Origin of the sequence: Exiguobacterium sp. UBA5002, from assembly GCF_002396765.1 — a bacterium.
Taxonomy (GTDB): domain Bacteria; phylum Bacillota; class Bacilli; order Exiguobacteriales; family Exiguobacteriaceae; genus Exiguobacterium_A.
The window spans coordinates 169,311-187,356 of the sequence record NZ_DGYQ01000026.1 but is presented as its reverse complement, the minus strand read 5'-3'; the positions used below and the strand labels follow the sequence as shown (position 1 = coordinate 187,356).

The window sequence follows — 18,046 nt, the reverse complement described above, 5'->3', positions numbered from 1 at the left end:
GTAAACGAATGCTATGATGAAAGCAGCGAATGAAAAAGAGAGAAAGAAGGTGGAGTGATGGAGCACCCCCATCAAGTCGTCGGGCGCGTCAAACGTGTGCTCTTTTCTTCTGAAGAAGAAGCACACTCCATTGTATTGGTCGCCGTCAAAGAAAAGAACTTTGAACTGAAAGAAACCGAGCTCGTCATCACGGGTACTGGGGTTGGGATCGAACTCGGAGGAACGTATCAAGCATTCGGTCGTCTCGTTGATCATCCTCGCTTCGGAAAACAACTGAAGGCGGAACTGATTCGGCGATCGGTTCCGATGACAAAACATGCGACGATCCGCTTCTTGACGAATGGTTCGTTCACCGGCATTGGTCCGAAGACAGCGAAAAATATCGTCGATGCTCTCGGAGAAGAGGCAGTGGATCTCATTTTGAAAGATGAACGGGTACTGAATCAGGTGCCTGGGTTAAAACAAAAACAAGCTGACATCATCTTGAGTCGACTCGCTACCTTATACGGTGTCGATCAGTTGATGCTGTTCTTAGCACCATTTGATGTTACGCCGAAGCTAGCGGCAAAGATTTATGCTGCTTACGAAGGGGACGCCATGGCGCGAATACGAGAGAATCCATATTCCTTGATGTATGAAGTGAATGGGATTGGTTTTAAGACAGCCGATCATATCGCATCACATCTCGGACTCGTCGGATTACACCCGGAGCGCGTCGCTGCTTCGATCATGCACATATTAGAACAAGAAGCAGGAGAGGGACATGCCTTTGCGACAGTCGACTCGCTATTGCAGCGAGCACCCCGTTTGCTTGGTGAAGACCCGGGTGAACGGCTAGAACAAGCGATTGAACTGTTGCTCGCTGAAGATAAGGTCAAGCTCGAAGAAGGCTGTTTGTATTTACCGACGATCTTTTATGCCGAAGTCCGAGCGGCAAAGGAACTGGCGCGCGTCATGGCGAACGGTGCCGAACAGGAAGTCGATGTCGCGACGATCCTTGAAGCAATCGGGCATCTCGAAGAACAGTTTGGCATGGAATATGCGGCGCAACAGCGAGAAGCGATCGAGTTAGCGGTCAAAGCACCGCTGATGGTCCTGACCGGTGGACCCGGTACCGGTAAGACGACTGTTATCAAGGGAATTTTACATGCCCTGCAAGAAATTCATGATTGGCCGCTTGAGAAGAGTCGCGTCAAGACGGGAGATGTTTATCCGTACGTCCTTGTTGCACCGACCGGACGCGCCGCTAAACGTCTGTCGGAAGCAACGGACGTCCCAGCGATGACGATTCATCGTCTGTTGAAGTATGACGGAACGAATTTCCAATTAAATGAAGATCAGCCGATCACGGGGAAAGTACTGATCATCGATGAGTCGTCGATGATTGATATCTACTTGTTATCGAGTCTGCTCCGTGCTGTGCCGAACGGTATGAAAATCTTGTTCGTCGGTGACCGGGATCAATTACCATCCGTTGGTCCTGGGCAAGTGCTGGCAGACTTGATGGATACGGAAGGGATTCCCGTCGTTCGTTTGAACGTCGTCCATCGCCAAGCGGAAGATTCTTCGATTTTACGGCTCGCGCACGATTTGAAGAACCGGACGACGTCAGCTGATTTGTTATCACCACTTGCGGATCGTCGCTTTTACACTGCGTCTCCGCAAGAGACGTTACGCGGCATCTCAGCCTTCGCGGAAAAAGCACTCGCAAAAGGGTATTCGAAATTCGATGTTCAGGTTTTGGCACCGACTTACCGTGGTCAGGTCGGAATCGACGAACTGAATGTCGCCTTGCAACGCGTCTACAATCCGGAGGAACCGAAAAAACGCGAAGTCAAACAAGGCACCCGGATTTACCGGACCGGGGACAAGATTCTTCAGCTCGTCAACAATGCGGAAGAGAACGTCTATAACGGAGATATCGGCGAAATCGTCAATATCTTCTTCGCCAAAGAAAACGTCGACAAGGTGGATAAGATCATCGCCCGCTTCGACCAGACGGAAGTCGAGTACAACCGGAGTGACTGGGATCAATTCACGCATGCCTACGCGATTACGATTCACAAGGCACAAGGGTCCGAGTTCCCGATCGTCTTGATGCCGGTCTATTTCACGGGGGCATTCAAACATTCTCGAAACTTGATTTATACGGCGGTCACCCGTGCGAAGTCGAGTTTATTATTGTTCGGCGACCCACGAGCGTTTCATAAAGCGTCGCAAGAAGAGGAGCCGCGGCGCCGAACACGATTGATTGAACGACTCGGTGGGGTGACAAAGACTTGACGGATGCTGTACGATAGGTAATAATCACGATAGATGAATGGACGTAACACGTTGATGGAAGATAAGTAAAAGGAAAACTCGAGTCCAGAGAGAAGTGAATCTGCTGCAATCACTTTCTCGAGTCCCTTTGAAGCTCCTTCCGGAGTCGGGTGTAAACACCTGCGGGTCATCCCCGTTATCAGATGTTCGAGGTAAGCAATGGATTGCTTACGAACGAGGGTGGTACCACGGAAGCGATGCTTTCGTCCCTTTTCAGGGATGAAGGCATCGCTTTTTTGCGTCCAAATAAAACCAATGGGGGTAACTGTTCATGAAAGCTTTAAAACCATTAACGGGTGCACAAATCCGTCAGATGTATCTTGATTTCTTCCAAAGCAAAGGGCATGCGATCGAACCGAGTGCTTCACTCGTACCGGTCGAGGATCCATCGCTCTTGTGGATCAACTCAGGGGTTGCGACACTCAAGAAATATTTCGATGGTCGTGTCATTCCTGATAATCCACGTATCGTCAACGCACAAAAATCAATCCGGACGAATGATATCGAAAACGTCGGGAAAACAGCACGTCACCATACGTTCTTCGAGATGCTCGGAAACTTCTCTGTCGGTGATTACTTCCGTGAAGATGCAATCAAATGGGGCTGGGAACTTTTGACGAGTGATGACTGGTACGGTCTTGACCCGGAACGTCTCTCGGTCACGATTCACCCGGAAGATGACGCAGCGCGTCAAATCTGGCTTGAACTCGGTGTACCGGCTGAGCGGATCATTCCACTTGAAGATAACTTCTGGGAAATCGGTGAAGGTCCATCTGGTCCGAACACGGAAATCTTCTTCGACCGTGGACCTGCTTTTGGAGACGATCCGAACGATTCAGAACTCTATCCAGGTGGCGAAAACGAACGCTATCTCGAGATCTGGAATATCGTCTTCAGTCAGTATAACCACGATGGACACGGCAACTACACGGAACTTCCACGTAAAAACATCGATACAGGAATGGGACTTGAACGGATGGCATGTGTCATGCAGGACGTGCCGACGAACTTCGATACGGATCTGTTCATGCCGATCATTCACAAAACAGAAGAGATCAGCGGTAAAATCTACCGTGATGATTCGAAACTCGATGTAGCATTCAAAGTCATCGCAGACCACATCCGTACCGTATCATTCGCGATCGGTGATGGTGCGCTTCCTTCGAATGAAGGTCGTGGATATGTCCTTCGTCGTTTACTACGCCGTGCGGTTCGTTATGCGAAGATGCTTGGAATCGAACGTCCGTTCATGTATGAACTCGTCGATACGGTCGGGAATGTCATGGTCGACTTCTACCCACAAGTTCCAGAAAAAGCAGACTTCATCAAACGTGTCATCAAAAACGAAGAAGAACGTTTCCACGAGACACTTCATGACGGTCTTGCAATCTTGAACACGGTCGCTCAGACGGCTAAATCAAACGGTGAGCACGTCATCAGTGGCGAAGATGCGTTCCGTCTGTATGACACGTATGGTTTCCCACTCGAATTGACAGTCGAGTATGCGGAAGATCATCAGATGTCTGTTGATGAAGAAGGCTTCAAACTAGCGATGGATGCACAACGTCAGCGTGCACGTGCAGCGCGTGAAGAGAGTGGTTCGATGCAACAGCAATCGGAAGTCCTCTCAACGCTAAAAGATAAAAGTACGTTCGTCGGCTATACCGACCTTAAGGCGGATGCGAAAATCATCGCATTGTTGCATGATGGAGAACGAGTCACAGAAGTCGCTGCTGGTGAAGAAGCACAAGTCATTCTCGACATCACACCGTTCTACGCTGAAAGTGGTGGTGAAGTCGCGGATACAGGAACAATCGAAGGCAAAGACTTCGTTCTTGATGTCAAAGATGTTCAAAAAGCACCAAACGGTCAAAACTTGCATACGGTCATCGTTCGTACAGGGATCGCAACGGAAGCTGCAGACGTCGTTGCAAACGTCGAAGCAGCAGAACGTAAAGCCGTCACGAAAAACCATACAGCAACACACTTGCTTCATAAAGCATTGAAAGACACGCTCGGAACACACGTCAACCAAGCGGGATCACTTGTTTCTCCAGAACGTCTCCGCTTCGACTTCTCACACTTCGGTGCCGTGACACAAGAAGAGTTGACAAAAATCGAACAAGACGTCAACCAAGCGATCTGGGCATCATTACCGGTTGATATCGAAGAGATGAACATCGCTGATGCAAAAGCAAAAGGCGCGATGGCATTGTTCGGTGAGAAGTACGGGGAAACGGTCCGTGTCGTCTCAGCAGGCACATACTCGATTGAATTGTGTGGCGGAATCCACGTCGGAAACACTGCAGAGATCGGTCTGTTCAAGATCGTCTCAGAGTCTGGGATCGGTGCAGGTACACGCCGAATCGAAGCGGTAACGGGTGCAGGCGCATATCGTGTCATGAATCAACACTTGGAAACACTCGAACAAGCAGCAGCTGTCTTGAAGACGAAGACGACAGAAGTTCCTGTTCGCATCGAAGCACTGCAACAACAGCTCCGTGAGACGGAACGGGCGAATGAATCGTTGCAAGCAAAACTCGCGAACATCGAAGCTGCTTCATTGAAGGACGATGTTGAGGAAATCAACGGTGTGCGTGTGCTTGCGAAACGCGTCGATGTCTCAGATATGGATGCTCTTCGCGGTATGATGGACGAGTTGAAGAGCTCGCTCGGATCGGCAATCATCGTTCTCGGAAGTGCGCAAGGTGAGAAAGTCAATCTCGTCGCAAGCGTCTCAAAAGATTTAATCGACCAAGGCTATCATGCTGGTAAATTGATCAAGGAAGTCGCAACACGCTGCGGTGGTGGCGGTGGCGGTCGCCCTGACATGGCTCAAGCTGGTGGAAAAGATGCGTCGAAATTAGAAGAAGCACTCGCGTACGCTTCACAATACGTGCAATCACTGGCATAATAGAAACGTAGTGTATATGAAAGAGGTGATGAACGTGAGTCAGATGGATCAAACGATGAAATTCAACTTTCCGGAAGACGATAACAAAGCAGCGACACGTGATGTGTTGTTGACGGTCTATCATGCTTTAGAAGAAAAAGGATATCATCCGATCAACCAAATCGTCGGCTATCTCCTTTCAGGAGATCCTGCTTACATTCCTCGTCATAATGACGCACGTAATTTAATTCGTAAGATTGAACGCGACGAATTGCTCGAAGAACTCGTGAAATCTTATTTGGCGGAGAGTGGAAATTCAAAATGAAACGTGCAATGGGACTAGATGTCGGTTCGAAGACGATTGGGGTAGCGGTCAGTGACTTGATGGGCTGGACGGCGCAAGGCGTCGAGACGGTCAAGTGGACGGAACCGGATTACCCAGAAGCCTTCAAACGGCTCGATGTCATCATGAAGACATACAATGTCGAAATCCTAGTCATTGGTCTTCCGAAAAACATGAACGGTTCCATCGGTCCCCGCGCAGAAGCAAGTGAAGCTTTTGCGAAGGAAATCGAACAGCATACCGGGCTTGAAGTCGTCTTCATGGATGAACGGTTGACGACGATGCAAGCAGAACGGATGCTGATCGATGCCGATGTCAGCCGTAAAAAGCGTAAACAAGTCATCGATAAGATGGCTGCCGTCATGATCCTGCAATCGTACTTGGATCGGACGAACCGATGAAGGGGGAGAAACCGATGGCTGAAGAAAAACGTCAGTATCTCTTTCCAGATGAAGAGGGCGGCGAACATCTTTTCGAAGAATGGTACCGTTACTCGAGTGAACGTACAGGAAAAACCTATCTGTTTCTTGAAATGATCGGTAACCCTGACGAAGGAGCAGATGATCTGATCATCTGTGAGATCGATGAATATGGAGAAGGCGAAGATGATTTCGAATTGAGCCTGATCGATGAAAATGATGAGCAAACTTGGGATGAACTCGAGCTTGCGTTAAAGGAGCGGATCACTGATGCAACAGAATGAACCAACACGTTACGTAATTCCGGACGGCGAAGGAAATGATTTCGAATTCGTAGAACGTCTGCGTTACGAAAGCCCACGTTCGAGTAAGACATACATCTTCCTTGAGCCAATCGGAGCAGACTATGACGAAGCAGAAGAAGTCGATATCTTCGTTTACGAACTTGACGAATACGGTGATGGAGACAACGACTTCAACCTCGTACCGATCGATGAAGATGATACAGCGACTTGGGATGAAATCGAAGAAGTCTTTAACACGCTCGAAGATCAGTTAGACTAATCCGACTCATGACAGGTGACGTCGTAAGAGACTTTCTCTTACGATGTCACCTTGTTTTAAGAGAAAAAGGAGGAACCGATGGAGAACGAATGGAAGCAAAATGCCGAAATCGAAAAAAGGCGACGCCGGACATCACGGCGGATTACGCTAATCATCCTTTCTGTATTGTTGACGATTTTTCTAGTTGCCAGTGCGGTCGTCTATGTCTTTTTGAAAAATGCGCTTGAACCAGTCGATGAAGCAGCGACGAAATCCGTCAAAGTCGAAGTTCCTTTAGGAGCAGGGACGAGTACGATTGCTTCCTTACTAAAGGAAAAAGACTTGATTGCGAACGAGACGATTTTCCGTTATTACGTCCGTTATAAGAATGAATCGTCATTCCAGGCGGGTACGTATACACTGTCACAAGCCATGTCCCCGGATGAAATCATCAATGAATTAAAGACGGGAACGGTCATGAAGGCAGCGGATGTGAAAATCACGTTACCTGAAGGCATCACGATGGATCGTCAAATCGCTTTGATCGCGAAAGCAACGAACTTCAAGGAAGAGACGGTCCGTAAAGAATTGACGGATGCGACATTCATCGACAGCATGATTGAAAAATATCCGATGTTGACGGATGAAGTGAAAAAAGATGGTGTCCTGTATGCACTTGAAGGGTACCTCTTCCCAGCAACGTATGAGTTTGATAAAGGAAAAAGCATTGATCAAATCGTCGAGACGATGCTCGATGAAACAGAAAAAGTCTACGATGAGAATGCGGATGCCATTCAAAAGTCAGGCATGACCTTCCATGAAGTGCTCAGTCTCGGTTCCATGGTCGAGCGCGAAGCGGCGACACCAGATGATCGTCGTGAAATCGCTGGTGTCTTCAAAAATCGATTGGATGACGGCATGAAGTTACAGTCGGATCCAACAGTTTGGTATGGTACAGGCGAAAATACGGCTTTAACGACGCTGAAGGATCTTGAGAATAACTCGAAGTACAATACGTACAAGTACGAAGGGATTCCGATCGGTCCGATTTCAACGGTCAGCAAAGATTCGGTACTTGCCGTATTAAATCCGAATAAAACGAAATATGTCTATTTCTTCGCACGTCCACCAAGTGATAAACATCCACGAGGACAGATTCTATACGAAGAGACATATGAAGAACATCAACGAAACGTCGTTAAGTATAAGCCGGAATGGGTGGAATACGAAGCGAGTAAAGAGCAATGAGCAACGGGTTGGGTTGAAGCGGGAAGTTCGCTTCAAGTCAACCTGTTTATGCGGAAGAGGGAGTGAATGGCGTGAATGATTTCACGACCTATGTCGAATCAATGATTCATCCTCGAGATGCTCTGTTAGAAGAAATGGAGCGTTATGCGGAAGAACATCATATACCAATCATCGAACTGACAGGTTCCGAAGTCTTGTTATCGCTCTTGCGATTACAACAACCGAAGCGCATTCTAGAAGTCGGAACCGCAATCGGATATAGTGCGATTCGGATGGCCCGTGCGCTACCGGATGCGCGCATTACGACGATTGAACGGAATGCAAAGCGGTATGAAGAAGCAAAAACCTTCATCGCCCGGTCAGATGTGGCGGATCGGATTGACATCATTTTTGGTGATGCAGTAGAATTAGCCGAAACGCTTGAAGACCAGTTCGATGCGGTCTTCATTGATGCAGCTAAAGGACAGTATAAAAAATTCTTTGCAGGATATGGGCGACTCATTCCTGAGGGCGGTGTACTCTATACGGATAATCTCTTCTTACACGGAGATGTTCTCGAGTCTGATCCGAAGACATTCGATCGAAGAAGACGTCGACTCGTGCGTCTCGTCAAGGAATTCACGGTCTGGATGATGGAACAAGAACAATACGATACGACGATTTTTCCGCTCGGTGACGGTGTATCCGTCAGTCGGAAAAAGTCGAAATGATGGAGGAACGAATGACATGCAAAAACCGGTAGTAATTGGCGTAGCGGGCGGAACGGGTTCAGGGAAGACGACGGTGGCACGTTCACTCGTCGATGCGTTCCCAAGTGAATCAATCGTCATGATTGAGCAGGACGCGTATTATAAAGATCAAAGTGATTTATCAATGGAGGAGCGGTATCAGACAAACTATGATCACCCGTTCGCTTTTGATAATGGTCTGTTGATTGAGCACATTCAGTCGCTCCGTGAAAACATTGCCGTTGAAAAACCGGTATATGACTATGTCGCCCACACGCGGGCACAAGAAACGATTCGTCTCGAACCACGCGATGTCATCATCGTAGAAGGAATTTTAGCGCTTGAAGACGAACGGTTACGGGAACTAATGGATATCAAGGTGTTCGTCGATACGGATGCGGACGTTCGCATTCTGCGTCGGATGCAACGTGATATCAACGAACGTGGACGTTCGATCGACTCAGTCGTTGAGCAGTACACGAACGTCGTTCGTCCGATGCATCTGCAGTTCTGTGAACCAACAAAACGGTATGCGGATATCATCGTACCGGAAGGCGGCGAGAATCATGTCGCGATCGATTTACTCGTGACGAAGATTCGAGCGATTCTTGATTATCGTTCAGCACTCGATCAAAGAGGATATTGATTCCAAAAAAGATGTGAATATACTATACTAGTGGAATAAAAAGGAGCGTGACAAAAATGGCAGAAAAGCAATACTACATGACGCTTGAAGGTAAAGCGAACATTGAAAATGAATTGAATGAATTGAAGTCAGTCCGCCGGAAAGAAGTCGTCGAGAACATCAAGATCGCCCGTTCGTTCGGTGACCTTTCAGAGAACGCTGAGTACGATTCAGCAAAAGAAGAGCAAGCGATGGTCGAAGGCCGGATCGCTCAACTTGAAGAGATGCTTCGTAATGTTGCCATCATCTCAGAAGAAGAGAAGGATATCTCGGTCGTCGGTATCGGAACGACGGTAACTTTCTTAAGTGTCGAAGATAACGAAGAAGATACGTATACGATCGTCGGTAGTGCCGAAGCAGATCCGTTCACGGGTAAAATCTCGAACGAATCACCAATCGCGAAAAGTTTAATGGGGCACCAAGTCGGAGATCAAGTCTCTGTACCAGCACCAGGCGGCGAATACGCAGTAAAAATTACATCGATCAAATAAAGAACACAGGAGCCGGAGCAATCCGGCTTTCTGTTTGATGGAGGAATGAATTATGCCAATCGCAATCATCGGCGCAATGGAAGAGGAAGTCAACTTATTGCGTAATGAGTTATCAGAACGTAAAGATACAGTCATCGCAAACTATCATTTTTATGAAGGGCTTTTAAATAGCGTTCCTGTCGTCATCTTGAAGTCAGGAATCGGGAAAGTGAACGCTGCGATCGGGACGACATTATTGCTAGACCACTACAAACCAAGTGCTGTCATCAATACGGGCTCAGCAGGTGGATTCAAGGAAGGCTTAACGGTCGGGGATGTCGTCGTCTCAACAGAAGTACGTCACCACGACGTCGACGTGACGGCATTTGGATACGAATATGGTCAGGTACCTGGAATGCCAGCTGCCTATCAAGCAGATCCGAAGCTTGTTGCAACGGCAGAAGCCGTCATCGAGCGGATGGATGCGATTCGCGTCGTTCATGGATTAATTGCGACAGGCGATTCATTCATCCACGATTCAGAGCGCTCTGCTCAAATCAAGGCGCACTTCCCAGAAGTCGCAGCCGTCGAGATGGAAGCAGCACCAATCGCACAAGTCTGTCATCAGTTCGGTGTTCCGTTCGTCGTAACGCGTTCGATTTCAGATAGCGCCAATGAAGAAGCGTCACTCTCGTTTGATGAATTCCTCGAGATTGCGTCAATCAATTCCGCTAAAATGGTCATGGAAGTCGTACGGACGTTAGCAGAATGAGGTATGGGGGAAGGGCAAGGGAGACCATGCTCTTCCTTTTTTCTTTGACAAAAGCATATTAACGCTTTATATTAGTACCAGATACTAATAACAAAAGGGGATGCCTTATGAAGATCGGGATTGTAGGATTAGGAACGTCTTTGCCGTCACGCCGCGTGACGAACGATGAATTAGCAACGACGCTCGATACGAGCGATGAATGGATTCGGACACGGACAGGAATCGGGGCACGACGAATTGCAGCCGATGATGTGGATGTAACAGACTTAGCGACAGAAGCGGCTCAGAAGGCACTCGATGATGCTGGATTGACAGTAGAGGACATCGGCTTGATCGTTGTCGGAACGGCAACAGGACGTGCGTTCCCTTCTACAGCCTGTATCGTTCAAGAGCGTCTTGGAGCACGAGGGGCGACCGCTTTTGATATCAGTGCGGCCTGTAGTGGATTCATCTTCGCATTACAAACAGCTGCAAGCATGTTATCAACAGTCGAAGGGAAACATGCACTTGTCATCGGTGCTGAAAAAATGTCGAGTATCGTTGACTGGTCAGACCGGTCGACAGCGATTTTATTCGGGGATGGTGCAGGGGCAGTCGTCATCGGACAAACTGAGCAAGAGGGATTAAATGCTTTTGAACTCGGAACAGACGGACGTGGAGCCCATCTGTTGTTTAAGGATATCGATGGACCAATCGAGATGAACGGTCGCGAAGTCTTTAAGTTCGCCGTTCGTAAATTACCGGAAATCGTTGAGAAGGTCATTCAAAAAGCAGACAGCACGCTTGAAGATGTCGATATCTTGATTCCGCATCAGGCGAACCTACGCATCATCGATGCAGCGTGCGAACGACTGCATATTCCGCAAGAAAAAGTCATCGTTACGATCGATGAGCATGCGAATACATCTGCTGCTTCGATCCCACTCGCACTCGAAGAAGCACGTAAGCAAGGTCGTCTGACACCAGGTACGAAACTTGTACTTGCTGGCTTCGGTGCCGGATTGACTTGGGGAGCAGCATACATTACTTGGACTAAAGGAGAGAACACATAAGATGATAAGAAAACGCGTTGTAGTCACAGGAATCGGAGCACTGACACCAATCGGGAACGATGCCAATACATTCTGGGAATCATTAAAAGAAGGAACGAACGGGATTCGACCGATGGAGCGTCTCGATATCGATGAATATCCAACAAAGGTCACTGGCGAATTGCAAAACTTCGACGTGACAGAATTCATCGAGGCGAAAGAAGCACGCAAGATGGACCGCTTCGTTCATTACTCACTTGTCGCAAGCATGGAAGCTGTAAAAGATGCTGGAATTGATATCAAGTCGATTGCTGAACGTGCAGGTGTCTGGATTGGATCAGGAATCGGTGGCGTGGAGACAATCGAGAAACAAGCGAAAATCTACTTTGAACGTGGACACCGTCGTGTCAGCCCGTTCTTCATTCCGATGATGATTCCGAACATGGCAAGCGGTCAGGTATCAATCTATACCGGAGCCAAGGGACCGAATAACTGTTCTGTCACAGCATGTGCTTCAGGAACGAATGCCATCGGGGAAGCACTTCGTGTCATCGAACGGGGCGATGCAGATGTCATGATCGCTGGTGGTGCGGAAGCGCCGATCACGAACTTAGCATTTGCTGGTTTTTGTGCCAACAAAGCGATGTCAACGAACCACGATCCTGAGACGGCAAGCCGTCCATTTGACGAAGGACGTGACGGATTCGTCATGGGAGAAGGAGCAGGAATCTTAATTCTTGAAGAATATGAGCATGCAGTAGCTCGTGGTGCGAAAATCTATGCAGAGGTCAGTGGGTATGGATTAACAGCTGATGCGTACCACATCACAGCTCCGGATCCAGACGGAGACGGTGGAGCACGCGCGATGGCGATGGCGATTCAAGATGCGGGCATCACTCCGGAGGCAGTCGGATACATCAATGCTCATGGAACGAGTACACCAATGAACGACATCCTTGAAACAAAAGCGATCCACAGTGTCTTCGGTGAACAAGCGAAACAACTCGTCGTCAACTCGACGAAATCGATGATCGGTCACTTACTTGGTGGAGCAGGTGGCGTCGAGGCAATTGCGACGATTAAATCATTACAAGAACAAACAGTTCACCCGACGATTCATCTCAAACAGCCGAGCGAAGGCTGTGATCTCGATTATGTGACAGAAGGTTCACGTCACGTCGAAATGACTTATGCGCTCAGCAACTCGCTTGGGTTCGGTGGACACAACGCATCACTCGTCTTCAAACGGTATGAAGCTTAAGCTCAAGCGACTCCCTTGAAACATCAAGGGGGTCGCTTTTTTGATGAAATTCTGATTCAATAGAGAAATGCGTGTTTGACGCAGAAAGGAGTCGTTTATGACTAACATCACAAGAAAAACATCAATCCTGATATTGATCTTATTTTTATTGATTGGTCTCAGTGGTACGCTCATATATCGTCTATCATCATCTCAAAAGACCAAAACAGATCAGGAGACCCAAGCAGTGAAGGTTGAATTAATTGAATCATCACTCCCGAAGACATCCGATATTGCGTTAGCGACAGATAGTCGTTCTCAGACACTGTTAGCACAACTGTATGAAGGATTATATGTCTTTACTTCTGGGACATCCGTCCGTCGAGGATTAGCACAGGATATGTCAGTCTCAAAGGATCGTCTGACGTATACGATTCAACTCAAACAAACGAAAAATGCGCAGGGTCAGCCGATCACGGCACAAGACTTTGTCGATAGTTTCCGACGTGTCGCAGCTAATAAAACGAATTCTCCTTATGGTTTTTTATTTGAAGTGTTTGAAAATGGACGTGCCGTCAATGACGGAAAAATGAAGCCAGAGTGTTTAGGTGTAAAGGCGAAAGGACGCAATCAACTTATCATCACGTTGAATCAGCCGGTTTCGAATCTAAAGGAATTACTTGCGATGTCCGTCTTCTATCCACAACCGGAATCAAAGAAGTGGGAAGAACTTGTTGGAAATGGTGCATTTACACTAGAAAAAATGTCGAAAAGCGGATATACGCTTAAGAAAAATGATCAGTATCATCAGCAAAACGTTGTTACAGTAGCGAAAATAGAAAGCCGTATCATTCCCGATCATCAGACGCAATGGAGTTCGTATAAGAAAAACAAGGCGGCTATCCTTCCATTACAAGAAAGTGTCGAAACACAAGGTGATCAGGTTTCACGACCGACCTATCAAAAAAAGCGGAGTGGTGTCTTTTATATCGCCTTTAATCAAAAAAATGACACGTTCCGCGATACGACACTCCGAAAACGAATTGCTTACGCCTTGATGGAAAAAGAATCGGTTCAACTTCCTTTAGGGTATGCAGGTATTCCGACGAATCGATTCGTCGTCACTGATACGAACGTATTGATGTCAAAATCCGTTCAAGAGAAACCTGAAAAATCACAAGAACACAGTAAACAACAAATTGAGATGCTTAATTTTGATGATCCACAAGCAAAACGGATTGGGGAACAACTCGAAACCTATCTTGAGAAACAAATACCTGAGATTGATATCGTTCTTAAACCAGTTGCGATTGAAGAGAAGATTGATAAAGAACAGTTAGCTCAGTATGCGATGACTTTGACTGGATGGATGCCAGATTATCCAGGACCGCTAGCCTATTTAAATCAATTCGTCTCAGACAATCCTTTAAATTCGGTGAATTATCAATCCAAGGTATACGACCAGACAGTTGAAAAAGCACGAAAAGAAAAAGAGATAAAACGAAAACAAGCACTCTATCATCAAGCCGAAAAACGGTTAATCCATCAGGATGCTGTCGTCGTTCCTTTGTATCAGACGACTGAGAAATTATATGTTTCTGATACGATTCAAGGAATTGAAGTACCGATTTATGGACCGGAATACCTACTCCGCTCGATGAAAATTTTAAAATAATCACTTAACTGGGACCATTATTTCTTAAGGTCCCAGTCTTTTTTTTGAAAAAATATTTAGAAAAATCGGATAAAAGGTTTGCAAAATTATCAGAACATTGTAAACTATTTGTAACGAAGGGTTTGATTCGAATATAGTAATTCTTTTTTTTTCGGTCAAAAACCTGACAGTATCATTTTTTTAGAAACCTAGGGGGGTCATCGTAACATGAAGAAGAAAAGCTTTGCTTTAGCTACATCGGTAGCACTCGTATCAAGTGCGTTCCTCGCAGCTTGTTCGACAACGGATTCAGGCGACAAATCGGGCGACACTGGTTCAGACAAAAAATCTAGTGATCAAACACTTAACTTGATCGAAGGTTCGGATATCCCGACACTTAACCCGACGACTTCTACAGATGCAGTTTCATTCAACGTGTTGAACAACACGATGGAAGGTCTTTACCGTCTTGATGACAAGCAGCAGCCAACACCAGGTATCGCTGAGAGTCATACAGTCTCAGATGACAAATTAACATACACGTTCAAATTACGTGATGCAAAATGGTCTGATGGTACACCACTTACGGCAAAAGATTTCGAATATGCATGGAAAGAAGTTCTAAATCCTGAAAACGCTTCACAGTATGCATACGTCTTCTACAATATCGAAGGTGCAGAAGAGTACAATACGAAAAAAGGCGATCGTGATGCTGTCGGTGTTAAAGCAGTCGATGACAAAACGCTCGAAGTTAAGTTAAAAGCACCTGCAGATTACTTCCTCGGACTCACTGGATTCGGACCATTCATGCCGAAATCAGAAGAACTCTCGAAGAAAATCGGGAAAGACTTCGGTTCGACTGCAGACAAGGCGCTCTACAACGGACCATTCAAGTTAACAGAATGGACACGTGAACAAGGCTGGAAAATGGTTAAAAACGATAACTACTGGGATAAAGATGCCGTCAAACTTAAAACGATCAACGTTAAGGTCGTTAAAGAGACAGCGACAGGTGTTAACCTTTACGAAAAAGGTGACATCGACCGTACAGGTCTAACTTCTGAGTTCGTTGCTCAGTACAAAGACAATAAAGAATTTAAAACAAAAGGTGAATCAACGATCTTCTACCTTAACCTCAACACAAAGGTAAAAGCGCTTGATAATGAAAAAATCCGTCGCGCCATCGATATGGGTTACAACAAAAAAGGAATCACGGATGTCATCCTTGCAAACGGATCACTTCCAGCAAACTACCTCGTACCAAAAGATTTCGCAAAAGATGCTGACGGAAAAGATTTCCGCGACAAGTATCCGGCATTCAACGAATACAATGCCGATGAAGCGAAAAAACTCTGGGAAGAGGGTCTCAAAGAAATCGGTCAAAAATCGGTTGATCTTGAGCTCTTGAACTACGATAGCGACGATGCTAAGAAAATCGGTGAGTTCTTGAAAGGGGAACTTGAGAAAAACCTTCCAGGTATGAAGGTTACGATCAAACAACAACCATTCAAAAACAAACTTGATCTTGAAAACAAAGGTGATTTCGAGTTCTCATTCGCTGGCTGGGGTCCTGACTACCAAGATCCAATGACGTTCCTCGATCTCTTCGTCACGGGCGGACCATACAACCGTGGTAAATGGTCGGACAAAGAGTACGATAAACTCATCAAAGATGCACAAACTCAAACAGATGCAACAAAACGTTGGTCTGAACTACAAGAAGCTGAGAAAATCCTTCTTGATTCAGCAGCAATCTCACCTGTTTATCAGCGTGGACGTGCATTCCTCGTTAAACCATACGTCAAAGGAGTCGTCGAGCATAACTTCGGCGCAGACTTCTCTTACAAATGGGCTTCAATCGAAGGAAAATAAGCAAAATAAAAACTACTTCCGATTTGATTCGGAAGTAGTTTTTTGTTTGGAAATATCAAAAAAGACCGGAGCATTCCGATCTCTTTTGGAGAAAATCTTATTTTTTTACTTTGGCACGCTTCCGCTGTAAGCCCATTGCCTTTTCGATTTTCGCGAGTTTTTTGGCAGCGACTGCTTCTGCGCGATCACGTCCAGCGTCAAGAATTTGATCGAGTTCTTCAGAATCAATCAATTCATAATAGCGCTGTTGAATCGGTTCGAGTTCCGCAATGATCGCTTCTGCGACATCTGCTTTGAATGTTCCATAATTCGAGCCCTCGTATTTTGCTTCAAGAGCTGGAATCGAGATACCAGCGAGTAGGGAATAGATCTCAAGTAAATTCGACACACCTGGTTTGTTTTCACGATCGAATTTTACGATGCCTTCTGAGTCTGTGACAGCTGATTTCACTTTTTTACGAATGACATCTGGTGCGTCAAGCATCGAGATGAAGCCTTTCGGATTTTGATCAGATTTTGACATCTTTTTATCTGGCGTCGTCAAACTCATGATCCGTGCACCTGATTCAGCAATGATCGGTTCTGGTAATGTGAACGTCTCATAATAGCGGCTATTAAATCGTTGGGCTAAATCGCGCGTTAACTCAATGTGTTGTTTTTGATCGTCACCGACCGGAACGAGTTCCGCGTCGTAGAGAAGGATATCAGCTGCCATGAGTGTTGGGTAGACGAACAACCCTGCTCCAATCCGCTCTTTTCCTTGTGATTTATCTTTATACTGTGTCATACGCTCGAGCTCACCCATCCCGGAGAGACACGTCAACATCCAGCCGAGTTGCGCATGGGCTTTGACTTCTGATTGAATGAAGATCGTTGATTTTTCTGGGTTCAGACCACTTGCGATATAAAGTGCAGCAAGGGCGCGTGTATTGTTCATCAGTTCGACACGATCGATATCGACCGTGATCGAGTGCAAGTCGACGACACAATAATACGCATCATGACCGTCCTGTAAGTTCACGAAGTGTTTCATCGCACCTAAGTAATTTCCGAGCGTCACTGTTCCTGTTGGTTTGATACCTGAGAAAATCGTTTTCATAATGAAATCCCTCCAAATAATAAAATCAAAATAAAAAACGCCCCTTGAAAATCAAGGGACGATTCATCGCGTTGCCACCCAAGTTGCTATTTACATAGCCGCTTCATTTGCTGTAATGGGCAAACCCATCTGACTCTACTTGATTCGAATCAGCCACTCGAAAGTCCATTCACGTAGGCATCACCTGTCCATTTCCAGCACCATGGACTCTCTGAAAGGGATGTACCTAAGTTACTACTCTTTGTCGTCGTGTTTTCTTGTTTGATTAGTTTGAGTTTACCATACCTGAGATAGAGCGTCACGTTGATTTCGTTTAAAAATAGGAGATGATCAGCGAGACGACGATGAAGATGACACCGCTTGAGACGTAGGGTTTCGTCCGTGCTGAAGCACGGCGTTGCTTTTTGCGAAGCACTTCTTCCTCCTCGTCTTCATCTTCGTAATAATCTCCATCAATCTCTCGCAACTTTGCTTCCCGCTGCTTTTTGAATCCAGCTGTCATGCCGCGGAAGAAGCCGTTAGCAGACATATTCGAGAAGAATCCTACTGCAACTAACAAGAATCCTGCTATGAATAAACCACCAGACAGATGATACAAGATGCTGTGAGTCGAATCCGTCATAGTTGCCCAAATCGTGTAAAGCAGAACAAGAATGACCGCAACGATGACCGGTCGGAAATACGTCGATCGCATGAAAATCCCCCTTTACGTACATAGATATTCTTA

The 18,046-nt window shown here is 46.4% G+C and carries 17 protein-coding genes and 2 other annotated features; of the genes, 15 read left to right on the top strand and 2 right to left on the bottom strand.

Annotation, left to right across the window (positions count from 1 at the left end; all coding sequences use genetic code 11):
- The first annotated feature begins 57 nt into the window (after positions 1 to 57).
- The 15 genes from B4C70_RS08150 (at position 58) to B4C70_RS08080 (ending at position 16,220) form a co-directional block, all read left to right on the top strand.
- A complete protein-coding gene (locus B4C70_RS08150) occupies positions 58 to 2,283 on the top strand; it encodes an ATP-dependent RecD-like DNA helicase (RefSeq protein WP_023468913.1) in 2,226 nt (741 codons plus the stop codon).
- A 42-nt stretch (positions 2,284 to 2,325) separates the two neighbouring features.
- Positions 2,326 to 2,536, top strand: a binding site (T-box leader).
- 57 nt (positions 2,537 to 2,593) lie between these two features.
- Positions 2,594 to 5,236, top strand: a complete 2,643-nt coding sequence (gene alaS / locus B4C70_RS08145) for an alanine--tRNA ligase (protein ID WP_290778301.1) — start codon at positions 2,594 to 2,596, stop codon at positions 5,234 to 5,236.
- A 34-nt stretch (positions 5,237 to 5,270) separates the two neighbouring features.
- Positions 5,271 to 5,540, top strand: coding sequence for an IreB family regulatory phosphoprotein (locus B4C70_RS08140; RefSeq protein ID WP_029342229.1), 270 nt, complete (start codon positions 5,271 to 5,273; stop codon positions 5,538 to 5,540).
- Positions 5,537 to 5,959: a Holliday junction resolvase RuvX gene (gene ruvX / locus B4C70_RS08135; protein ID WP_023468910.1), complete on the top strand. Its 423-nt coding sequence runs from the start codon at positions 5,537 to 5,539 to the stop codon at positions 5,957 to 5,959. Before B4C70_RS08140 ends, ruvX begins: the two co-directional genes overlap by 4 nt.
- Before the next feature lie 14 nt (positions 5,960 to 5,973).
- Positions 5,974 to 6,261 carry a DUF1292 domain-containing protein gene (locus tag B4C70_RS08130; protein WP_023468909.1) on the top strand — a complete coding sequence of 96 codons (288 nt, stop codon included), beginning with the start codon at positions 5,974 to 5,976 and terminating at the stop codon, positions 6,259 to 6,261.
- Positions 6,248 to 6,541: a DUF1292 domain-containing protein gene (locus B4C70_RS08125; protein WP_023468908.1), complete on the top strand. Its 294-nt coding sequence runs from the start codon at positions 6,248 to 6,250 to the stop codon at positions 6,539 to 6,541. The genes B4C70_RS08130 and B4C70_RS08125 overlap by 14 nt, the downstream gene beginning before the upstream one ends.
- A 78-nt stretch (positions 6,542 to 6,619) precedes the next feature.
- Positions 6,620 to 7,768: an endolytic transglycosylase MltG gene (mltG, locus tag B4C70_RS08120; protein WP_290778298.1), complete on the top strand. Its 1,149-nt coding sequence runs from the start codon at positions 6,620 to 6,622 to the stop codon at positions 7,766 to 7,768.
- A gap of 71 nt (positions 7,769 to 7,839) precedes the next feature.
- Positions 7,840 to 8,478, top strand: a complete 639-nt coding sequence (locus tag B4C70_RS08115) for an O-methyltransferase (protein ID WP_023468906.1) — start codon at positions 7,840 to 7,842, stop codon at positions 8,476 to 8,478.
- Between the two features lie 16 nt (positions 8,479 to 8,494).
- The gene (gene udk, locus B4C70_RS08110) at positions 8,495 to 9,142 is read left to right on the top strand and encodes a uridine kinase (protein WP_023468905.1); all 648 of its coding nucleotides are present in this window, start codon (positions 8,495 to 8,497) and stop codon (positions 9,140 to 9,142) included.
- A gap of 56 nt (positions 9,143 to 9,198) precedes the next feature.
- Positions 9,199 to 9,672 (top strand): transcription elongation factor GreA, encoded by a 474-nt coding sequence (greA, locus tag B4C70_RS08105; protein WP_029342224.1) that lies wholly within the window; start codon positions 9,199 to 9,201, stop codon positions 9,670 to 9,672.
- Positions 9,673 to 9,724: 52 nt separating this feature from the next.
- Positions 9,725 to 10,423: a 5'-methylthioadenosine/S-adenosylhomocysteine nucleosidase gene (mtnN, locus tag B4C70_RS08100; RefSeq protein ID WP_023468903.1), complete on the top strand. Its 699-nt coding sequence runs from the start codon at positions 9,725 to 9,727 to the stop codon at positions 10,421 to 10,423.
- A gap of 107 nt (positions 10,424 to 10,530) precedes the next feature.
- Positions 10,531 to 11,475, top strand: a complete 945-nt coding sequence (locus B4C70_RS08095) for a beta-ketoacyl-ACP synthase III (RefSeq protein ID WP_290778294.1) — start codon at positions 10,531 to 10,533, stop codon at positions 11,473 to 11,475.
- A 1-nt stretch (position 11,476) separates the two neighbouring features.
- On the top strand, positions 11,477 to 12,715 hold the full coding sequence (fabF, locus tag B4C70_RS08090) for a beta-ketoacyl-ACP synthase II (RefSeq protein ID WP_290778291.1): 1,239 nt from the start codon (positions 11,477 to 11,479) through the stop codon (positions 12,713 to 12,715).
- 226 nt (positions 12,716 to 12,941) lie between these two features.
- Positions 12,942 to 14,369 carry a peptide ABC transporter substrate-binding protein gene (locus tag B4C70_RS08085; protein WP_290778288.1) on the top strand — a complete coding sequence of 476 codons (1,428 nt, stop codon included), beginning with the start codon at positions 12,942 to 12,944 and terminating at the stop codon, positions 14,367 to 14,369.
- Positions 14,370 to 14,576: 207 nt separating this feature from the next.
- Positions 14,577 to 16,220 (top strand): peptide ABC transporter substrate-binding protein, encoded by a 1,644-nt coding sequence (locus B4C70_RS08080; RefSeq protein ID WP_290754925.1) that lies wholly within the window; start codon positions 14,577 to 14,579, stop codon positions 16,218 to 16,220.
- A gap of 97 nt (positions 16,221 to 16,317) precedes the next feature.
- Here B4C70_RS08080 and trpS read toward each other — a convergent pair whose 3' ends face one another.
- Both trpS and B4C70_RS08070 read right to left on the bottom strand, forming a co-directional pair.
- The gene (trpS, locus tag B4C70_RS08075; protein WP_290778285.1) at positions 16,318 to 17,319 is read right to left on the bottom strand and encodes a tryptophan--tRNA ligase; all 1,002 of its coding nucleotides are present in this window, start codon (positions 17,317 to 17,319) and stop codon (positions 16,318 to 16,320) included.
- A 51-nt stretch (positions 17,320 to 17,370) separates the two neighbouring features.
- Positions 17,371 to 17,576, bottom strand: a binding site (T-box leader).
- Positions 17,577 to 17,632: 56 nt separating this feature from the next.
- Complete coding sequence (locus tag B4C70_RS08070; RefSeq protein ID WP_214853136.1) at positions 17,633 to 18,013, bottom strand: DUF3899 domain-containing protein; 381 nt, start codon at positions 18,011 to 18,013, stop codon at positions 17,633 to 17,635.
- Positions 18,014 to 18,046: the final 33 nt, after the last annotated feature.